Genomic DNA, 20,175 nt, shown 5'->3' with positions numbered 1-20,175 from the left:
CCTCCTTTTCTACCTGTATACGTCAGTCCCGCCATCTACCTCCGCACGAGCTTCGGCTCGAAGCCGACGCGCAGGATGTCCCCCAGCACGTTGAAGCTGAGCACCGTGAGCAGGATGAACAATCCCGGGAACACCGCGAGATAAGGCGCTTGCGCGATCAGGCCCTGGGCGTTGTTCAGCATGCTGCCCCACGTCGCGTTCGGCGCCTGGACGCCGAAGCCGAGGAAGCTGAGCGAGGACTCCATCATGATCGCGGAAGCGATATTGTTCGTCGCGCCGACGATGACGACGGGCATCAGGTTCGCGAGTATATGTCTTCGGATGATGCCGAAGGCGCCCTGTCCCGACGCGCGCGCGTACAGCACGTACTCCCGCTCCTTGAGCGACATCGTCTCCGCCCTTACGATCCGCGCGATGTTCATCCACATGAGGAGCGAGATGATGATAATGATGTTGCCGACGCTCGGCTTCAGGAACACGCTCAGCAGCAGGAGAATGAGGAACGACGGGATCGACATGATGACTTCGACGAGCCGCATGAGCAGGTTGTCGATCCACCCGCCGAAGTATCCGCTGACGACGCCGACGATGACGCCGATGCCCGTCGCCAGGATCATCGACGCGAAGCCGACCGTCAGCGAGACGCGGCCGCCGTACAGCGCTCTGGTGAAGTAATCCCGACCGTAGTCGTCCGTCCCGAACCAGTGGTCGGCGTTCGGCGGCTTCAGCCGTTCGAGCGCGTTCAGCGCGTTGGGATCGTGAGGAGACAGGAAGGCCAGCGCGGCCGCGATCGTGAACAGGACAAGGATGATAATGCCGGCGATGCCGAACGCGCTCGACCGCAGCTCGCCCGCGACGCTGCGCCATTTGCTCCGGTTCATGTGGTCACCTCTTCGATTTGATTCTCGGGTCCGCGATGCCGTACAGCAGGTCCGCGGCCAGATTGCCCAGGATGAGCAGGACGGAGGAGAACAGCGTGATCCCCATGATGACGGGATAGTCCATGCCCCTCACGGCCGTCATGCCGAGCGAGCCGATGCCCGGCCATGAGAAGACCGTCTCCGTCACGATCGCGCCGGCGACCAGCTCGCCCATCGACATGCCGAGCAGCGTGATGATCGGCAGCAGGACATGCTTCATCACGTGCCTGAACAGCACGATGCGCTTGGTCGAGCCGTAGGCGTATTGGATCTGCACGTAATCCTCCCGCAGCTGTCCGATCGTGCTGGAGCGGATGTAGCGGACATAGACCGCGAGGAAGCTGAACGCCAGTACGACGCAGGGCATGATGCCGTGCTTGAGCACGTCGAATGCGCTGTTCACGCCGATCGTGCGCATGCCCATACTCGGGAGCCAGTGCAGATGGATGGAGAAAAAGTAAACCATCAGGATGGCGAGCCAGAACAGCGGGACCGAGATGCCGACGTAGGCGACCAGATTGACGAGCTTGTCGATCCAGCGGCCCCGGTAGGCGCCGGCCGTCAGCCCGAGCGGGATCGCCAGCAGCACCGCCAGCCCGATCGCGGAGCCCATGAGTCCCGCCGTCGCCGGCAGCCGGTCCAGAATCTGATCCATGACCGGCTGGTGATTGACCAGCGAGTAGCCGAGATTGCCGGTCACCGCCTCCTTGATCCACAGGAAGTACTGGACGTAAGCCGGCTTGTCCAGCCCGAGGTTGTGGCGGATGCGCTCGATGTCCTCGGGATGCATGTTCGGCGTGACGAACGACAGCACCGGATCGCCCGGCGCGAGCTTGATCATCGCGAAGCAGACGATCGACACGAACAGCAGCAGCGGGACCGTCTGCAGCAGCCTTCTAATTAAGAGTTGTCTCATTCCGCACGCTCCCCGGCCTTAGACGTACAAAAAAATAAGCTGGACGAACCAGCTTATTTTCTTGCGCGTCCGGTATTTCAACAGCGTCTTATTTAACGTACAGCTTGGACGGATCCTCGAAGATGACGACAGGCTTCAGCACGGCTTCTTCGATGCCGCCGTATCTCTTGTCGACCGCCACGATCGTCTTGGTGTACGCGATCGGGTAGATCGCGGCGTCCTCCGCGACGAGCTTCTGGGCGTTCTTGTAGATCTCTTCGCGCTTGGCCGCATCCCCTTCGCCGGAGCCTTGCTTGAACAGGGCGTCCACCTCGGGATTGCTGTAGTGCGAGTAGTTGGCCGATCCGTCGGAGGTGAACAGCATGCTGTACGCATCCGGATCGAAGCCCATAATGTAGCCGGCGACGACGAGATCGAAGTCGGTGGCTTTCGGATCGGTGAACTTCGCCCCGAACGCCGAGGCGTCCATGCTGTTCAGCTCGACCGTGATGCCGACTTCCTTGAGCTTCTGCTGCACGTACAACGAGACCGCTTCTTGCACCTTGTTGCCGCTCGACACGATGAAGCGCAGCTTCGCGTTCTTCACGCCTGCCGTCTGCAGCAACTCTTTCGCCTTGGCGACGTCGTTGTCGTAGGTCGGTACGTCGTTCGTCTGGTACAGCACGTCCGGCGTCAAGAACGAGTGGGCCGGATCGGCATAGTCGGCGGAAGCATAGGCGACCTGGATCAGCTCTTCGCGGTTCAGCGCGTAGCCGATCGCCTCGCGGACTTCCTTCTTGGCCAGCAAGCCCGAAGCGCTGTTGTGGTTGAACAGCATGTAGGCGAGGCGGCCTTCGCTATAAGGCAGAATCTCGAAGTTGCCCGACGCCTGGATCGTCGCTACGTCCTGCGGATCGAGGTACTTGACGTTGATCTCGCCGTTCTGCAGCGCCAGGTTGGCAGCGTTCGTATCCTTGGCGATCCGGTACGTGATCGAGTCGAGATGCGGCTTGCCGCCGAAGTAGCCGTCGAAGCGCTCGAGCGTCAGATACTCTCCGGTCTTGTATTCCTTGAACTTGAACGCGCCGGAACCGACCGGTGCTTGGTTCTTCGGGCTCTTCTCGATGTTCGCTTCGTTCTCGTAGATATGCTTCGGAATCGGGAACACCTGGACCAGCGTCGCCTCGAAGCCCGGGGCGACCTGCGGCAGCTTGAGCTGCACGGTCGTGTCGTCCACCTTCACCGCTTGAACCGGCTTGCCGCCGATGATGAAGTTGCCGCGCAGGAAGCTGTTCTGCGACTCGTCGAGAATCTTGTCGATCGTGAACACGACGTCGTCCGCGGTCAGCGGCTGGCCGTCATGCCAGGTCAGGCCGCTCTTCAGCTTCATCGTATACGTGAGCTTGTCCTCGGACAGGTCGAGGCTGTCTGCGAGGTAGTACGTCCGCTCACCATTGTTCACCTGGAACAGCGGCGCGTAGAGCGCCTGGTCGATCGTAAGGCTGACGCGGTCGCCAGCGTAGTTCGGGTTGAGAATGACCGGGTCCGCGGCGACGGCGAGGATCAGGCTGCCGCCGTCCTTGGCTTCGCCGCTTGCCGCCGGCTGCGAGCCGGTAGCCGAAGCGGTGGCCGAGGCGCTCGGAGAAGCGCTTGGCGAGGCGTTATTCGAATTGTTGTTGCCGGAGCATGCGCTCGCGAGCATCGTCAGCAGCGCGAGTACGAGAACGCCGGAAAAACGTTTTTTGTTACGGTTAAGCATAGATTCACCCTCCACCATTTCTCTGTATCTGTTTTTGTAACAGTTTTACTATAGTACATCGGTTTACTTGGTAATACAAGTTTTATTTCAAAATAATTTGTCGAATGCGATCGAAAATGTCGACAACTTTCTTATTATAGCGATCGCATCGGTCCCCGGCAACCACGTTGACTAATTATGGTATCCCACAAGATGGATTGAAGTATGCGTGAAAGTGAGTGCAAGTGGTTAGCGGTGTACGGGTGTTCATGCGTTGAGAGGGGGAGCGGGTGCTCGGGGGCGGATCGCCTCTTGTAGTGAAGGCGATGGGCACGGGGCAGGCGCGCGGGGGCGGATCGCCTCTTGTAGTGAAGGCGATGGGCACGGGGCAGGCGCGCGGAGGCGGATCGCCTCTTGTAGTGAAGGCGATGCGCGCGGGGCAGGCGTCCGGGGGCGGATCGCCTCTTGTAGTGAAGGCGATGGGCACGGGGCAGGCGCGCAGAGGCGGATCGCCTCTTGTAGTGAAGGCGATGCGCACGGGGCAGGCGCGCGGAAGAGGACATAGCGAGCAGAAGCAGGCGGAAACGCAAGAGAACGCCCCTCCCGGCCTTCCTGACCGAGGGGGACGTTCTCTATTAACGAGCTCTACTGCCTAGGCATCGCGCGCTTCCAACGCAGCGTCTGTCCTTCGACGAGCTTCAGCTCGCCCACAAAGCAGAGCCCGGGGCCCTCCGCGGCATCGGCCAATCGGACGTCCCGCCCATCTGCCGTAGCCCTCAGCGACGCGCCGTCCCACCCGGCTGGCAGACCGAGCTTGCGCAGCGTCAGCGCCCCAGCCGTTACGTGAAACGCCCCTGCCTCCTCTTCCAGCTCGAACGTGCCCCAGGCACCGTCGATCGACCAGAACGCGCGAAAGCCGCCTTCGGGGCGCAGGACCGGATCGAAGCCGAGCTCGCCACAGGTCATGTCGAAGCTGAACCCGCTGTAGGACAGGAGGAGCGAGTAGCTCGCCATCGCGCGCGCGTAGTTGCTGCCGCATTCCATCTCGTTCCACGGATTGCGCTTCTCCCCGTCGTAGCGGTCGCGGATCGCGCGGACGACGCTTAAGCCCTCGTCCAGCATGCCCTCCCGGATCATGTGGCTCGCCGCCTGATACTCGAAGCCCGTCATCGTCTCCGGCGCGTACGTCAGCGGCACCGCGGGGCGCCGCCGGCCCTCCGGCCATGCGCAGATAACCAATCCGCCCTCGTCGTTCAGCGCGTACAGCCGCCAGGGATTCGCCTCCCCGCGCATGCTCGCCTTGAAGTTGTGGGCGTAGAGCGACCTCAGCGCCGTCCGCGTCTGCGCCGGATCGAAGATCTCGCCCAGGCCGCACAGATCGGCATGCCACTGCGCCACGACCTGATCGATCCCGCAGCCTTCGCCGATCTGGTACTTGATCTCTCCCGCCTCCTCGTTCCAGTAGGCATCCGCCGCGCGCTCCCCGAACAGCGAAGCGCCCTCGTTATATCGCTCGAGCAGGCCGCGGTCCGTCAGGTCGATCTTCTGTCCGTAGTAGCGCCCGTCGAACAGATGCGCGTCGGTCCACGCCTTGCCTCGGGCGAAGAGGTCCCGATATTCCGCCCCCTTGTCCGGCTCTCCGAGCCGGTCGGCCATCTCGGCCGCAGCCTTGAGCGCCGCGAGGTAGAATCCGTTGAGCCACGCGTTCGGACCGAACAGCTCCATGTCGAGCGTGTGATGCTGCCGCCCCTCCATGACGCCGTCCTTGTCCGCGTCCCAGCGGTCGGGATTCGCCTCGCTCCACGCGAATTCGAGCGAGCTCTTGATCGCCTCCCAGTTGGCGCGCAGCCAGCCGTCGTCGCCGGAGATTTTCCAATCGCGATACGCCTTCACCACGCCGCCCATCTGGCCGTCCACGCAAGCCCGGAACGCGCCGGGATCGCGCCCGAGCGGCAGCATCAGCCTGAACGCCATGCTCCCGTCCGGCCGCCGGTTGTACCGGAAGTCCAGATCCCGCATCGACCGTTCGAGCGAAGGGAAAAGGAAGGGAAGCGCGTAGGCGTAATTCCACACGTGCGTGCACGAGCCCTCGCAGGAGCCGACATCCTCGATGACGCCCTCGAACCCGTAGAAGGCGCCGTCCGTCAGCCGGAGCGTCGTCGCCGACTTCAGGATCGACAGGTTGGCGGAGATCGCCTCCAGCGCCTCGGCGGGCAGCGTCGACCCGAACAGCGCAGCGCGGAACCTGTCGGTCTCCCTATACAGTCGGTCCCAGTTCGCGAGCGCATAGACAGCGACTGCCGCGGAATCCGCGTGTTGCGACGCGTAATAATTGCGCCACACGGTACGCCGGCCGTCCGGCTCCGGGTTCCAGGCATTGTATACGTTGGGAAAATGCCAAGCCAACGCGAACCGGACGCGCGCCGTCCTCCCCGCCCCGACGGTCACGCGCACGGCGAGCGTGCCGTTGTCCTTGTGCCGGGGGTGCGGAGGCTGGTCGTCCGGATAGCGGCGGTCCGGCAGCGGGCCGGGGCGCGCGAAGTCCCGCCAGTACATCTCGAGATTGTCGCACCAGCCCCCGCGGTACCAATATTCCTGGCCGTGCGCGTCGGCCGCGTCCGTGGCCGCGGACAAGTCCCCGTACAGCGGATCGTCCGGCGCATACGAATCCGTGCCCAGCTTCAGTACGCTCGTTCCGTCCGCCGCCCGCGCGTACCGATTGATCGCACGATCGCCCGCCTTCGGATTGGACGTCGTGAGCGCCGCCGTGTACGTGACCTCGTGCGGGAGCGGATTGGCGAATTCGATCTCGAACATCGCGCATGGCAGGCTGGAGTCCGCGTCGTTCAGCGGGATAAACGGATTGAATGCCGCTAGCGCGACTTCGCCCGGGAAGGCCTCGTCCGCGAACGTCAGGCGGGCGAACGGGAACTCGCCTTCGAACGCATGCCTGGCGAAGTGCGGCATGCCGGCCATCGTGTTGTTTTCCGGCCCGAAGCCGTAGCCGCTGTGCAGGGGGCCGCCCCTCACCGGCTGTCCCGTATACGGGGCCGGATAGTCCCCGTTCAGCACCCTGGCATCCAGCAGCCGGCCATGCGCCTCGGCTTTAACCGCGAAGTGGCTGTAACCGTTGAAGCTCCGTTTGTTGGGCGCATTGAAGATTTCCCAGTCGATCAGCCTGCCGTTGCCGGCCAGCCCGATGCTGCCCGTCCCGATCCCGCCCAGGGGAAAGGAAATTTCCTTCGTCTTGTTGCCTGCATACGTTTTGCCCATGCCGTTCGCCTCCCTTATTCCTTGACGATCAGTCGTCGCCCCTCCGCAACTCCTGCGATCGTCCGACGCAGTTCCCCCGCGCCTTGCCGTCATCGGCTCGCCACTGCTGCGGCGATCGTCCGATCGTCTTCTTGAACGACGTCGCGAAATGCTGACTCGTCTTGTATCCGAGCTCGTAAGCCGCGTCGGTCACGGAACGGCCGGCCCGCAGCAGCTGGCACGCGCGTTCCATTCTCGCGCGGTCCAGATAGACCGCCGGCGACAGCCCGAACAGCTCGCGGAAAAGCTTGAAATAGTGCGATTCGCTTAAATGCACGGCGCTCGCCATCTCCGCGACCGTCACGCGGCGCTCCGGCCGCGCTGCCGCGGCTGCGACGGACCGCCGGATCGCCTCGCGCAGCGCAGAGTCCGACGGGGCGGCCGGCTCGCGAAAAAAACCGAGGACGATGTCGAGCAGCCCGTGCCTGGCGATCAACGCGCCTGCCGGATCGCCGGACTCCAGCGCGGTCTTGAGCTCCGTCAATTGCTCGCAAGCCCGGCCCGCGTCCGAAAATACGCGGGGAAGTCCGCTTAGCCTGCCGCTCACCCAGCTGCGCTCGTCTTCGGTCAGCCTTAGCCAGCTGGGCCGGGCGCCGGGATCGGCCAGGATGAGCCACCAAATCCGGCTCGGCTCCATATGGTCGAACCTCGCGCTGTGCAGCTCTCCCGGATTCGCGTAGAACCATTGCCCGGCCAACGTCGGATAAAGAGATCCGCCGACCTCCCAAGTGACGGCGCCGCGTTCGACATACACGAATTCGTAGGCCCCTTCATGGCGGTGAGACGCGATGGGGTAAGCCTCCGCGTAACGCTGGCGCCCCAGCTGGACAAGCTCGGCCGGCGCAGGGGAAGCAACCGCTTCCCTACCGGCTTCCCGCTCCGGGTTCAGCACCCAACGATGCGGATCCGCCTGTCTCTTTGGCATGTGCACCCTTCCCCCTCTCGCATCCTCCGATGTTTCTGATCCTATTCAAGGGAATCCGGGAAGTCAACCTTTTTTAAATCGCTTACAATCAAGGCAGAAACCGACCGAAGGCGGGAAAGGAACGATTCAAGATGACGCGAGCGGTACAAAGGGATTACAGCATTCTCGGACCGGAAAGAGACAAGGCGATCGTTAAAGGCCTGGTATCCGCCGAGTGGTATCAAACCCCCGTCCGGCGCGACCGGCTGAAAGCGCTCATGCGGCGAAGGAACGGACGTGCTGCGCGCGATACGCTATTGTGGCTGTCGGCGCTGGGCGCGACCGGCTGGATCGCCTGGCTGTCCTGGGGGACCTGGTGGTCCGTGCTCGCGTTCGCCTTGTACGGCGGCGTCTACACGACCTCGGCGACCTCCAAGTGGCACGAGTTCTGTCACGGGACGCCGTTCCGCACGGCCTGGCTGAACGAAGCGATCTACCAGGTCTGCTCGTGCCTGATCCTGTATCAGGCTACGGGCTTCCGCTGGTCGCATGTCCGACATCACTCGGATACGATCATCGTGGGCAGCGACCCGGAGATCAACGAGCCGCGTCCCGCCCGCTGGCGAAGACTGCTGCGCCAGCTGCTCCGCGACAACGTCTTCCCGACGTTCAACGGCCTGCTCCTGCATGCGCTCGGGCGGATGAAGCCGGCGGAGCGCGAGCTCATACCGGCGTCCGAGCATCGCAAGCTGTTCAACGAAGCGCGCGCGATGCTCGCGGTCTATGCCGCGCTGATCGCGATTTGCTTCGCCACAAGCTCGGTCGCCCCGCTGCTGTTCGTCGGCTTGCCCGCCTTTTACGGCGCGTATCTGAATGCCCTGTTAATCTGGACCCAGCATCTGGGCCTGTACGAGGACACGCTGGACCATCGGCTGTGCACCCGCACCTTCTACGCGAATCCGGTCCTCCGGTTCTTGTACACGAACATGAATTACCATGTGGAGCACCACATGTACCCGATGGTTCCCTACTACAACCTGCCGGCGCTGCACGAGGAGATCAAGCACGATTGTCCGGCGCCCGCGCCGAGCTTCTCCGCCGCGGTGCGCGAGACCGTCGCCGCGCTGCGGAGAATCCGGCGGGATCCGGATTATATCGTCCCGCGCGTCCGGGCGTTCGCGGAGACGGCTGCAGGACGAAAGGAGGAGACGAACGATGACATCCGAACAATGGGTTAAAGCGTGCGCAGCGTCGGATATCGACCGGGAGGACGTCGTCCGGTTCGACTGCGGCGAGTCGACTTACGCCGTCTACCGGACGGAGGACGATGGCTACTACGCGACGGACGGCCACTGCACGCACGGGCGCTTCCATCTGGCGGATGGCCTTGTGACGGGGAAGACGATCGAATGCCCCAAGCATAACGGCCGCTTCGACATCCCGACCGGAGAGGCCAAGCGCGCGCCGGCATGCGTGCGGCTGCGCACGTACCCCGTGCGCGTGGACGGGGGATGCGTGTATATCCGAATCGACGGCGGCGATGCGTCCACGGGCGACGCTACCTGACCGCTCGCTCTCCTCGGGCACGATGAAGCATACAAAAGGCTCCCTTTCCGCTGCGCGGGAAGGGAGCCTGTAGAATCGAAAAGCGCGGTCCGCGATTACCGCAGCCGGATCAGGAACGTCTTGATCTCGTAAGGCGAGAGCTCGAAGCGCAGCGGCTCGCCGCCGTCATGGCGCTCGCCGGCAGGCCGCTCCATCAGGTCGCATTCCTGCCACGAGGCGATCTCGCAGTCGCCGGTCAGCGTCACGACGCCGCGGGCGCCCGCGTATTCGTGCAGACGGACGAGCAATGCGTCCTCGTCCTCCGCTTTTTTGATCGCGTCGAAGGCGACGTGCGCCGCGTCGGCGCGCAGCAGCGACTTGCCCGCGAACGCGCTCGCGCCGGGCATCGGCAGCAGCGGATTGTTGAGCGACCAGGCCGCTCTCGCCGTGCCGCCGTCCGCCCAATCGCCGCGATGCGGATAGAGCGAGTAAGTGAAGAGATGTTCGCCTTGGTCGGCGTTCGGATCGGGATCGACGGCGGACTTGATGAGCGACAGACGGATGACGTTGTCCTTGATGTCGTGCCCGTATTTGCAATCGTTCAGCAGGCTCACGCCGTAACCCCGCTCGGACAGGTCGACCCACTGATGCCCGACCGTCTCGAAGCGCGCGTGATCCCAGCTCGTGTTCCAGTGCGTCGGGCGCTTCACGTTGCCGAACTGGATGTCGTACGTCGCCTCGGTGGCCCGGATCTCGACCGGGAACGCGACCTTCAGCAGCTGCTGGCGCTCCCGCCAATCCGCCCGCGTGGCGAAGTCGATCCGACGGTCGTGCGCGTAGACGGTCAGCCGCTGCTCGATGACGGAATCGCCGTACGCCCACTCGAAGCGCAGCACGGCGCGCAGCGCGCCGCATTCGACGAGCTCCAGCTTGCGCAGATCCGTAATCTCGCGTTGCTTTTCCTGGTAGAACAGATCGATATCCCAAGCCTCGAACATCTTCGGCTTGTCCTCGAATACCTGCAGTTCGTTAGCCGCGGCGCCCCGGGCCAGCACCTCGCGCGCGGCATCGCGGTCATAGAGACGGATGATACGGCCGACCTCGTCGAACGCGAGCTCGTAATGCGGCGTCGCGAGGACGCGGCCGCTGCCGTCCCACGCGAACGCAGGCTGAGCCGCCTGCGTCTGCGCTTGCGCCTGCGCCGAGCTCGCGCCGGCAGCAGGCTCGAAGCGCAGCGTAGCCGCGCCAAGCGCCGGCACGTCCTCCGCCAGCACGAGCCAGCGGTCTCCCGCGCGCTCCGCGCGCAGCGGCCGTCCGTCGGCGGAAAACCAGACGCCGTCGCCCGTCAAGGCGCCATCGGTATCGCCTTTGCCGTTGCCGTCCGCGGGATCGATCTCGACCAGCTCTGTCCGGTCGAACGCGGCGCCGTTATACACGCTGACGACCCGGCCCGCATCCGCGGACGGCTGCGCGAGCCGGCCGGCGGCGGCGTTGATCGTTTCCCGCCCCCACTGCTCGGCTTCGGCGTATTCCAGCCGCGCGTCCTCGTACACCGTCCCGATGGACGAGCCCGGGATAATGTCGTGGAACTGATTGCGCAGGATCGTCGTCCAGCCTTCATGCAGCTTCTCGGCGGGGTACGCCGACCAGTCGCCGCCGTTCGCCGCCGCGCCGAGCGCATGCAGCCATTCCGCTTCGCGGTACATCAGCTCGAGCTTGCGGTTCATCCGCTTGACGAACGCCTGGCTCGTATACGTGCCGCGGTGGTACTCCAGGTACAGTTCTCCATCCCACGTATGGACGTAACGGTCCGTGCTTTCCACCGACTCGTGCAGCTTGTCGAAAAAGTCTCCCGCCCGCCCAGGCTCGATCCGGGGCAATCCGGGCATCTCGTCCAGGCGACGCCGCATCTCCAGCATATGCCGGTTCACGCCGCCGCCTCCGTCTCCGTAGCCGTACGACAGCAGCAGCTCGCGATTAATATCCTTGTCGCGGTACGTATCCCAGATCCCTTTGACGGTAAAAGGCTCGATCTGGCCGTTGTACGTGTACCACCAGACGCTCGGGTCCGCCACATCGGGCGTGGTAATGAAGTGCGTCAGCACCTCGGAGCCGTCGATGCCCCGCCACTTGAACGTATCGTGCGGCATCCGATTGTATTGACTCCAGCTGATCTTGGTCGTCATGAACGTCTTGATGCCGGACTTCCGCAAGATCTGGGGCAGCGCCCAGCTATAGCCGAACACGTCGGGCAGCCACAGATAATCGCATTCGACGCCGAATTCGTCGCGGAAGAACCGCGTGCCGTGCAGCAGCTGCCGGACCAGCGATTCGCCGCTCGTCAGATTGCAGTCCGCCTCGAGCCACATGGCGCCGCCGGCTTCCCAGCGTCCTTCCTTCACGCGCTCGCGTATCTGGTCGTAGATCTCCGGATAGTCTCTTTTCAGATAAGCGTACAATTGAGGCTGCGTCTGGAGGAACACGTACTCCGGGTACTTCTCCATCAGCCGGAGCACCGTGGAAAACGACCTTGCGGACTTCTCGCGCGTATGCCGCAGACGCCAGAGCCAGGCGACGTCGATATGCGTATGGCCGATGGCGCGGACCGTCACCGAGCTGTGCTTGTCCAGCTTGGACAGCTCCGACCGCAGCGCGTCCGCGGCCTGTTCGACCGATGCGTAAAAGGCGTCCGAGCCCGGCCGGGACCAATCGACGAGCCGGAACGCGCGGTCAGCCGCCGTCAGCAGGTCATGCTTGGCGGGATTGGATTCCTCGAGGACCTTGGCCGTCTCCAGCGCGGCGCGCCCGGTGAAGTACAGATCGTCGGCGGCCGCGTCCAGCACGGCGAGCTCGGCGCGCTTGAACTGATGCTCCAGATCGCGCGGACCTCCGCCGCCCTCGAGTCCGGACCAGAGACGGAAGACGAGCTCGACGTCGGCGCCCGCGGCGTCGGCCGGGAGAAATACCTCCCGGTGGTTCGTGTCGACGCCTTGATACGGACGGCCGTTCACGTACAGCAATGACTCGAATGCGGAGTTATTGCCCGCTCCGGTCAGTCCGAAGTCGAACAGGCCGACGATCTCCCGGCCTTGCCACTCTGCGGGCACCTGCACGTTGCGGCGCAGCCAGACATAGCGATCGTAGCCGACCCACCGGTCGCCCTTGCGCATCGTCAGTTCCCCGGCAAGCTCGGGCGGGCGCTGGACGCCGTTCTCCTGCGACACGTCCTCCTGCATCGCCCACTCGTCGAGCGCGATCGCATGACGGTACCGGTACTCGGATAACTCTTCGATTCTTTTCTGCAGCTTTTCGATGGTCCAGAACATGATTAATGGCCTCCCGATCTTTGGTATCACACGTGTTATATTTGGTGAATAGAAGGCGGCGTTAACCGCCCGAGCCCCTTGGCGCGCTGTCCCCGGGAACGATGGCCGCCCGCAGCCAATGTTTGTCGGCCGCGGTGCCGCCGGCGCGCGCCGACGGATCGAGCAGCAAACGCACGGCTTCCTCGCCCATCTCCGCATACGGGATCTCCACCGAGCCGAGCGTCGGCGTCATGCATGCATTGCTGCGATTGGTATTGTCCCCGGCCATCAGCGCGAGTTCTTCTCCGATCCGGATGCCTCGTCTCCATGCCGCGCGGTAGATCAGGACGGCGCTGACGGACCAGTTGATCAGCAGCGGAGGCAGACGGCCCCGCTCCGACGCGAGTCCGCCCAGGAAGCGGTCCATCCAAGCCTCGTCGTACGCCCCGAAGCGGTGAACGATGGGCTTCAGCCCTTTTTCGCCGCACCATTCCTCATAAGCCTCTAGGCGGTCGCGCTCCGCCCAGTTCTTGCCCGGCTCGGCGTGATAGGCCTCGAGGTAGATCGGGTAACGCTCCGCGGAGCCGCCCATATAATCCAGCGCGTCGCGGATGCTCCTGCGGTAGTCGACCAGGACGGACGTGACGCCGCCCGTGCCGGCATAGCCTTCTACGGACACGTACGGCGCCCCGGCCTCCCGGACGCGCGCGATCCAATCCGCGCTCTCGTAGCCCGTGTCGTCCAGGGTCACGATCCCGTCGATCCTGCGCTGCCGGTATAGGTCGAGCATGGCGCCCCGGTCCTCGTCGTCCGCGCTCTGGCCGCTGATCAGCACGTGGTGGCCCCGCTCCGCGCAAGCCTTTTGCATGCCCTCGAGCAGCTGCAGGAACAGCGGATTCGTCATGTCGCCGAACGCGGCCACGCAGCGGCTGAGTCCGGTCTTCATCGCCCTCGCCTGCGCGTCGACCTGATAATTCAGGTCCTTGATCGCCTGCAGCACCTTTTCCCGCGTCTCCGAGCTTACGCCGATGCCCGGCGTGCCGTTGATGACCGCGGATACGAGGCTCCGGGATACGCCGGCCGCCCTCGCTACGTCGAAGCTGGTCGTTCTCTTGCCGGTATGCGGTGTCTTGCTTTTGCCTGTCATGATCGCACCTCACCGAGAATATAACACGTATTATAACCCGCCGCAATCCGCATTTTTCCGATGACCGCGGTGCGCTCCTGTCCATGAGGATGGCCTACGCGACGGCGCTCTTTTTTGCGTTTTAACGATATCCCCTTCGAACAGGACCGATCCTGATTACTCCAGCAGCGAGAGCCCGAGATAGATGGCCGTCCCCCACATGATAAGCGCGGAGATTTTGTTCAGCACGACGAGGAACCGGCCCGATGGATCGGCCTTGCCCGCGACTCTGCCGGCCAGCGCCAATCCGTGGAACCACAGCCACGATACGGCGATGCAGGTGACGGCGAAGGCGAGCTTGTCCCAACCGTCGTAGCGCAGCGCGCTCGTGCCGATCACGCCTACCGTGTCCATGATCGCATGGGGATTCAACAGCGAGAGGGAGGCGGTCAACGCGATCTGGCGCCTCGGGCCCAGCCGTTCGGCTTGGCCGCGGTCGCCCGCGCCGGGCTTGCTGGTCCAGATGACCCAGCCCATGTACAGCAGGAACAATACGCCTACGGACAGCAGCGTAAGTTTAATCCAGGCGATGCCCAGCGCCACGGCGGACACGCCGAAGACGGCGAGCGAGATCAGCAGCGTATCGCAGACCGAGGCCGTAAGCGTGATCGGCAGCGCCCGCGCGTACCGGGGCTGAAGAGCGCCCTGGTTGAAGACGAACACGTTCTGCGCGCCCAGCGGAAGGATCAGTCCGAGCGCGAGCAAGAAAGCATTGATGACGACGTGAAGCATGACGCGTTTTCTCCGTTCTGCGACGCTATAAATGAAGAGGATCGATGCGCCGTCCTGTTATTGTACTTAATTTGCCGCGCGTTTCAAGGTCATGCGCTTCCCATCGACTTCGCATGGCGCCAGTCCCCGCGAGACCACGATAAAAAAGAGACGCTCCTCGCCGCCTCCGCGACTTGGACCGCCCCTACGTTCGTATTAATGCGTGTTCTCGATCTCCTTGGCGATCGCGGCCTCGTAGATCAGCTTGATGATGGTCGTCTTCGTGATTCGGCCCACGACCTCTACCGAGGCCGCGCCGCGCGCATGGGGCTGAACGACCGGCAAGCCGTCCACCTCGTGCCGGATCATCTTGCCCATCGCATCGAGGACGGTGTCGTCGGGCGCGACGGTGACGACGTTGGGGTACCGGGTCATCACCATGCCCAGGATGACGGCGTCCGCATGCGCGTTGCCCACGGCGACCTTCAGCAAGTCCTTGCGGGACACGATGCCGGTTAGCGCCCCCGACGCGTCGACGACGATGAGGCTGCCCACGTTTTCGAGGAAAAGCGATACGACGGCGTCGCCTACGGTGGCCGTCTCGCGCAGGACGACGGGGACGCCCATGATCTCCCTCGCGCGCATCCGCAGGACGGCATCCTGTCCGGAAAAACCCGGCGCGCCCGACGCGGCGGCCGGAAAGTAGCCGACCTTGGGCTTGGCGTCGATATAGCCCAGCATCGCCAGCAGGCCGAGATCCGACCGGATCGACGGGCGCGTGACGCCCAGCGCCTCCGCGATCTGCTCGCCGGTGATCGGCGCGCGCTTGCGTACCAGGTCGACGATCTCGAGCTGGCGCGTTGATAGTTCGAGCATGGCAACCTCCAGGCCGGACGACCCTTTTTTCCCATTGTAACCGATCCGCGCCCCGATCACATCCCCGCCGTATGCTCCGCTTTCTTTCGATCAGATCGCCTGAACCGCCCGGCGCTCCTCCTTCTCCTCGGCCGCGTGCGCGATCGCCGCCTGCGCCGCCGCGATGCGGGCCATCGGGATCCGGTACGGCGAGCAACTGACGTAATCGAGCCCCGCGCGATGGCAGAACGCGATCGAATCCTTATCCCCGCCGTGCTCGCCGCAGATGCCCGTCTTCAGCCCCGGCTTGCGCGAGCGGCCCTTCGACGCGGCCAGCTCGATCAGCTGCCCGACGCCGTCCGGATCCAGCACCCGGAACGGATTGTGCGGGAGCAGCTTCTGCTCCAGGTAATGCGTCATGAATCCGCCCTCCGCGTCGTCCCTGCTATAGCCGTAGGTCATCTGCGTCAGATCGTTCGTGCCGAAGGAAAAGAAGTCCGCATGGGCGGCGATGCGATCGGCCGTCAGCGCGGCGCGGGGCACCTCGATCATCGTGCCGACCTTGTAGCCACAGTCGCCGCCGCCCGCCTCGCCTAACACGCGAGTCGCTGCCTGGTCTACCCGTTCGCGCAGCAGGCTCAGCTCGCTCGCGTCGCCGACCAGCGGGATCATGATCTCCGGATGCACGGAGATCCCTCTGCCGATGCAAGCCGCGGCAGCCCGGAAGACGGCCTCGGCTTGCGTGTCGTAAATCTCGGGATAGACGATGCCGAGCCTGCAGCCTCGTTGTCCGAGCATCGGATTGGCTTCGTGCAGGGCATGGACCTTGCGGATCATCCGCCTGAGCCGCTCCTGCTCCTCCTCCGTCCCGGCGGCCTGCAGCTTCTGCTGCAGCTCTCCCGCATTCGGCAGGAACTCGTGCAGCGGCGGGTCGAGCAGCCGGATCGTGACGGGCAACCCGTCCATCTCCTCGAAGAGCCCTTCGAAGTCGGCCTGCTGCATCGGCAGCAGCAGATCGAGCGCAGCCAGCCGTTCCTCGCGCGAGTCCGCCATGATCATCGCCTGCATGACGGTGAGCCGGTCCGGCGCGAAAAACATATGCTCCGTGCGGCACAGCCCGATGCCCTCCGCGCCGAAGCCGCGCGCGATCCGGGCGTCCGCCGGCGTATCCGCGTTGGCATAGACGCGCAGCCGGCGGATCCCGTCCGCCCAGCCCATCACCTGCAGCAGCTCGTCCGTGACCGCCGCCTCCCGCAGCGGGATCCGGCCGGCATATACCCGGCCGCTCGTCCCGTCGAGCGTCAGCCAGTCTCCCTCGGCGATCGTCCGCCCGCCCGCTTCGGCCCGACGCAGCGCGGGATCGATCCGCAGCTCCTCGCAGCCGCATACGCACGGCTTGCCCATGCCTCTCGCGACGACCGCCGCATGGCTGGTCATGCCGCCGCGGCTCGTCAGCACGCCTTCCGCGGCCAGGACGCCGTGGATATCCTCCGGCGTCGTCTCGGCGCGCACGAGTATCACGGGCGTGCCCGCCTGCGCCCACGCCGCGGCGGTATCCGCGTCGAAGACGGCCACGCCGACCGCGGCGCCCGGAGACGCCGGCAGGCCGGAAGCTGCGGCATCTCCGGCCGCGCGCTCGTCGATGCCCCGATGCAGCAGCTGCTCCAGATGCGATACCTCGATCCGCATCAACGCCTCCTCTCGCGAGACGACACCCTCCGCCGCCAGGTCGACGGCGATCCGCAGCGCCGCCTGGGCATTGCGCTTGCCGCCGCGCGTCTGCAGCACGTAGAGCTTCCCGTGCTCCACCGTGAATTCGATGTCCTGCATGTCCGCGTAGTGCAGTTCGAGCCGCCCGCACAGCTCGCTCAGCTCGTCGAACACGCCCGGCATGCCGTCCTTTAACGTCGCGATCGACTGAGGCGTCCGTACGCCGGCGACGACGTCCTCTCCCTGCGCGTTCATCAGATACTCGCCGAACAGCGCCCGCTCTCCCGTGGACGGATTGCGCGTAAAGACGACGCCGGTGCCGCAGTCGTCCCCCTTGTTGCCGAACACCATGCTCTGAACGTTGACCGCCGTCCCCTGCTCGTCGGGGATACGGTTGATCTTGCGGTACACCTGCGCTCGCTGGTTATGCCAGGACTTGAACACGGCTTCGGTCGCGAGCGACAGCTGATCGTGCGCATCCTGGGGAAAGTCGATGCCCGCGAACGCCCGGACGCAATCCTTGAATTCCCCGATCAGCCGGATCCAGCCCTCGGCCGGCACTTCCTGATCCTGCTCGACGCCGAGCTCGCCCTTCAAGCGGTGCAGCAGCCGTTCGAAGCGGAACGCTTCGATGCCGAAAACGACCTGCCCGAACATCTGGATCAGACGCCGATAACAATCGTAGGCGAAGCGGGCGTTGCCGGTGGAGGCGGCCAGCCCCTGCACGGTGCGGTCGTTCAGTCCCAGATTGAGGATCGTATCCATCATCCCGGGCATCGAGTCGACCGACCCCGACCGGACGGAGACGAGCAGCGGATCGGCCGGGTCGCCGAGCCGCTGCCCCTTCTTCTGCTCCAGCCGCGCGACGGCTTCGTTCATCTGCAGCTTCAGCTCGCTGGAGATGCGATTGCCCGCCCGGAAAAAAGCGCGGCACGCCTCGGTCGTCACCGTGAACCCGGGAGGCACCGGCAATCCGACGCGCGTCATCTCCGCGAGATTCGCGCCCTTCCCGCCCAGCAGCGACCGCATCCCCGAATTGCCTTCTTCAAAGGAATAAACCCATGACGTAACGCTCATCAATCCTCGACCTCATTCTCTCCGACCGTCTCCAGGCAGCCGTCCTGCCCGCATACGCCGTATATTTTTTTCACGCCGTTGGTCGGAATCGTAAACATGACCTGCTGACAGTGCTTGCAGATGACCATACCGAGCTCGTGACCTGGCGCGGTTCCCTGTAAGGCGTTCGTCGCATTCGACATGCTGCTTCTCCTCCCGGCGGTCGCTTGAACCTACCGCCATTGAATTTTATTGTGTGTCATAATTATATATATGAGTCATTAATAATGCAATAAGTAGTATTAAAAAACAAAAATAAATGATTAATGAGACCTATAATGATGTAAGTGACTCATATATAAAACAAAATCGCGCCTCCTATTGTAGGAGACGCGATTTATGAACAAGCTTTCTTTCAATTGCTTTATTTCATTTCGAGATCAAGCAGGGACGATCTCGGCATGCACATATCCCTGCCTAACGCCGATAAGCGCATTTGGCGCTATCTCAGCCCGTACATGCCCCTGCCCGCCGCCGTTAAGCGCAATTGGGCACGATCTCCGCCGCACATACCCCGGCCCGCCGCCAATAAGCGTATTCCATTCGGGCACTATCTCGTCCGGCTAGCCCCGCAGCAGCAGCGTGTTACTTACCCTTGATGCCGAGCGCCTGCTTCAGCTTCGTGAACACTTCGGTGTTCTCGTAGATGCCGGTGAAGAGCTGCGCGTTGCGGCCCATCGCCGTGATCGGAATATCGACCGCCGTGTGGCCCGACGTCGTCCAGTCGACGACGAAGTTCTGCTTGGAGCCCGCGATAGCGAACGGTCCGTCCTCCTTGGAGATGCCGTCTCCCGACTCGTCGTCCGCGTTCGCTTCCTCGATCGAGAATCCGCCGGTCTCATGGTCGGCGAGCACGAGCACGAGCGTGTCCGGGTGCTTCTTGGCGAAGTCCTTGGCGACTTGGACGGCCTGATCGAGCTGTTGGCCTGCCTTGATCGTCATCTTGGCGTTGTTTTGGTGGGCGAACTCGTCCGTGCCTTCTTCTTCTACCATAAGGAAGAAGCCTTTTTTGTTGGTTGACAGCGTGTCGATCGCCTTCTTGGTCATCTCGGGCAGCGATACTACGGGGTTGTAGATGTCGCCTTCGCCTTCAGCCTTCTGCTGGAACATTTCCTCGTTAGCGAACAGGCCGAGCAGCTTGCCGCCCTTCGCTTTTTGCAGATCCGTCTTGTTCGAAACGTAGCTGTAGCCGAGCTGCTTGGCCTTGTCGATCAGGTTGCCCTGCGTGCCCTTGCTCTTCTCCGAAGGATCCTCGGCCGGCTCGTCCTTGAACTTGCCGGGATTGCCCGCCGGATACCAGAAATCTTCGCCGCCGCCGAGGAGGACGTCGATCTTGCTCTTGGTCAGGTATTGCAGCGCGATATCGCTTTGCTTGGAGCGGTCTTCTACGTGCGCGCCGAACGCGGCGCCGGTAGCGTCCGTCACCTGGCTGGTCGTGACCACGCCGGTAGCCTTGCCCTGCTCCTTGGCGAGCTCCATGATCGTCTTGACCGGCTTCTTGTTGGCGTCGACGCCGATCGCGCCGTTATACGTCTTGACGCCGCTGGCATAAGCGGTGGCCGATGCCGCCGAATCGGTGACCGGCACCGTGGAGCTCGTATGAATCAATCCGGCGAACGGCATGGCGTCCATCGCCAGCTTGCCCTTCTCGCCGACCGTCGCGAGACGGATCGCATTGCGCTGCGCCGCGCCCATGCCGTCCCCGACGAATAGGATGACATTCTGGGTCTGAGGGGAAGCCGCTTCAGCGCGGTCCTGCGTATGGCCCGTAACGGCACCGGTCGTGAGGATGGCGGCTGTAATCGTTCCTGCGAGCGTTGCTTTAAAAACTTGCTTCGATTTAAGTTTCAAAGAATTCCCCTCCTCATTTGGTATACAAGCTTATACTAGAACTCCTGCGTTAAGCGCGTGTTTTCGATTTATCTGCCGCATGTAAAATGGGGGGATTCTCATTTACGAAGAATTTGTTGCCGATGAC

15 protein-coding genes are annotated in these 20,175 nt (G+C 63.6%); 3 read left to right on the top strand and 12 right to left on the bottom strand.

Features of this window, described 5'->3' with window-relative positions:
- Positions 1-35 precede the first annotated feature (35 nt).
- The 3 genes from PQG80_RS20745 to PQG80_RS20735 form a co-directional block, all read right to left on the bottom strand.
- Positions 36-881, bottom strand: a complete 846-nt coding sequence (locus PQG80_RS20745) for an ABC transporter permease (RefSeq protein WP_271753457.1) — start codon at positions 879-881, stop codon at positions 36-38.
- Between the two features lie 4 nt (positions 882-885).
- On the bottom strand, positions 886-1,836 hold the full coding sequence (locus tag PQG80_RS20740; protein ID WP_271753455.1) for an ABC transporter permease: 951 nt from the start codon (positions 1,834-1,836) through the stop codon (positions 886-888).
- An 88-nt stretch (positions 1,837-1,924) separates the two neighbouring features.
- The gene (locus PQG80_RS20735; RefSeq protein WP_271753454.1) at positions 1,925-3,574 is read right to left on the bottom strand and encodes an ABC transporter substrate-binding protein; all 1,650 of its coding nucleotides are present in this window, start codon (positions 3,572-3,574) and stop codon (positions 1,925-1,927) included.
- A 269-nt stretch (positions 3,575-3,843) separates the two neighbouring features.
- On the opposite strand from PQG80_RS20735, the gene PQG80_RS20730 reads away from it, so the two are divergent.
- Positions 3,844-4,209 (top strand): hypothetical protein, encoded by a 366-nt coding sequence (locus PQG80_RS20730; RefSeq protein ID WP_271753453.1) that lies wholly within the window; start codon positions 3,844-3,846, stop codon positions 4,207-4,209.
- On the opposite strand, the gene PQG80_RS20725 is transcribed toward PQG80_RS20730, so the two are convergent.
- Together PQG80_RS20725 and PQG80_RS20720 are read right to left on the bottom strand one after the other, a co-directional pair.
- Positions 4,199-6,826 (bottom strand): GH116 family glycosyl-hydrolase, encoded by a 2,628-nt coding sequence (locus PQG80_RS20725; RefSeq protein ID WP_271753451.1) that lies wholly within the window; start codon positions 6,824-6,826, stop codon positions 4,199-4,201. The two genes, PQG80_RS20730 and PQG80_RS20725, sit on opposite strands and share 11 nt — an antisense overlap.
- A gap of 28 nt (positions 6,827-6,854) precedes the next feature.
- A complete protein-coding gene (locus PQG80_RS20720; protein WP_271753450.1) occupies positions 6,855-7,790 on the bottom strand; it encodes a helix-turn-helix transcriptional regulator in 936 nt (311 codons plus the stop codon).
- Between the two features lie 131 nt (positions 7,791-7,921).
- Between PQG80_RS20720 and PQG80_RS20715 the strand changes: the two genes are divergently transcribed.
- Together PQG80_RS20715 and PQG80_RS20710 are read left to right on the top strand one after the other, a co-directional pair.
- Positions 7,922-9,007, top strand: coding sequence for a fatty acid desaturase (locus PQG80_RS20715; protein WP_271753449.1), 1,086 nt, complete (start codon positions 7,922-7,924; stop codon positions 9,005-9,007).
- Positions 8,985-9,335, top strand: a complete 351-nt coding sequence (locus tag PQG80_RS20710) for a MocE family 2Fe-2S type ferredoxin (RefSeq protein ID WP_271753448.1) — start codon at positions 8,985-8,987, stop codon at positions 9,333-9,335. The genes PQG80_RS20715 and PQG80_RS20710 overlap by 23 nt, the downstream gene beginning before the upstream one ends.
- A gap of 95 nt (positions 9,336-9,430) precedes the next feature.
- Here PQG80_RS20710 and PQG80_RS20705 read toward each other — a convergent pair whose 3' ends face one another.
- The 7 genes from PQG80_RS20705 to PQG80_RS20675 all read right to left on the bottom strand — a co-directional run bounded on the left by PQG80_RS20705 (position 9,431) and on the right by PQG80_RS20675 (position 20,048).
- Entirely contained in the window at positions 9,431-12,640 is a 3,210-nt protein-coding gene (locus tag PQG80_RS20705) for an alpha-mannosidase (protein ID WP_271753447.1), read from the bottom strand.
- A gap of 61 nt (positions 12,641-12,701) precedes the next feature.
- Complete coding sequence (locus PQG80_RS20700; protein WP_271753445.1) at positions 12,702-13,766, bottom strand: LacI family DNA-binding transcriptional regulator; 1,065 nt, start codon at positions 13,764-13,766, stop codon at positions 12,702-12,704.
- Positions 13,767-13,922: 156 nt separating this feature from the next.
- Positions 13,923-14,537: a LysE/ArgO family amino acid transporter gene (locus tag PQG80_RS20695; RefSeq protein ID WP_271753444.1), complete on the bottom strand. Its 615-nt coding sequence runs from the start codon at positions 14,535-14,537 to the stop codon at positions 13,923-13,925.
- 195 nt (positions 14,538-14,732) lie between these two features.
- A complete protein-coding gene (locus PQG80_RS20690) occupies positions 14,733-15,392 on the bottom strand; it encodes a helix-turn-helix transcriptional regulator (protein WP_271753443.1) in 660 nt (219 codons plus the stop codon).
- A gap of 90 nt (positions 15,393-15,482) precedes the next feature.
- On the bottom strand, positions 15,483-18,158 hold the full coding sequence (gene ppdK / locus PQG80_RS20685) for a pyruvate, phosphate dikinase (protein WP_271753442.1): 2,676 nt from the start codon (positions 18,156-18,158) through the stop codon (positions 15,483-15,485).
- Complete coding sequence (locus PQG80_RS20680; RefSeq protein ID WP_271753441.1) at positions 18,158-18,340, bottom strand: GapA-binding peptide SR1P; 183 nt, start codon at positions 18,338-18,340, stop codon at positions 18,158-18,160. Before PQG80_RS20680 ends, ppdK begins: the two co-directional genes overlap by 1 nt.
- A gap of 442 nt (positions 18,341-18,782) precedes the next feature.
- The gene (locus PQG80_RS20675; RefSeq protein ID WP_432432788.1) at positions 18,783-20,048 is read right to left on the bottom strand and encodes an alkaline phosphatase; all 1,266 of its coding nucleotides are present in this window, start codon (positions 20,046-20,048) and stop codon (positions 18,783-18,785) included.
- Positions 20,049-20,175 lie beyond the last annotated feature (127 nt).

The organism is Cohnella rhizoplanae (assembly GCF_948329515.1).
GTDB lineage: Bacteria > Bacillota > Bacilli > Paenibacillales > Paenibacillaceae > Cohnella > Cohnella rhizoplanae.
Note: the sequence above shows the minus strand (reverse complement) of the source record. Positions and strands in the feature narration are given on the sequence as shown.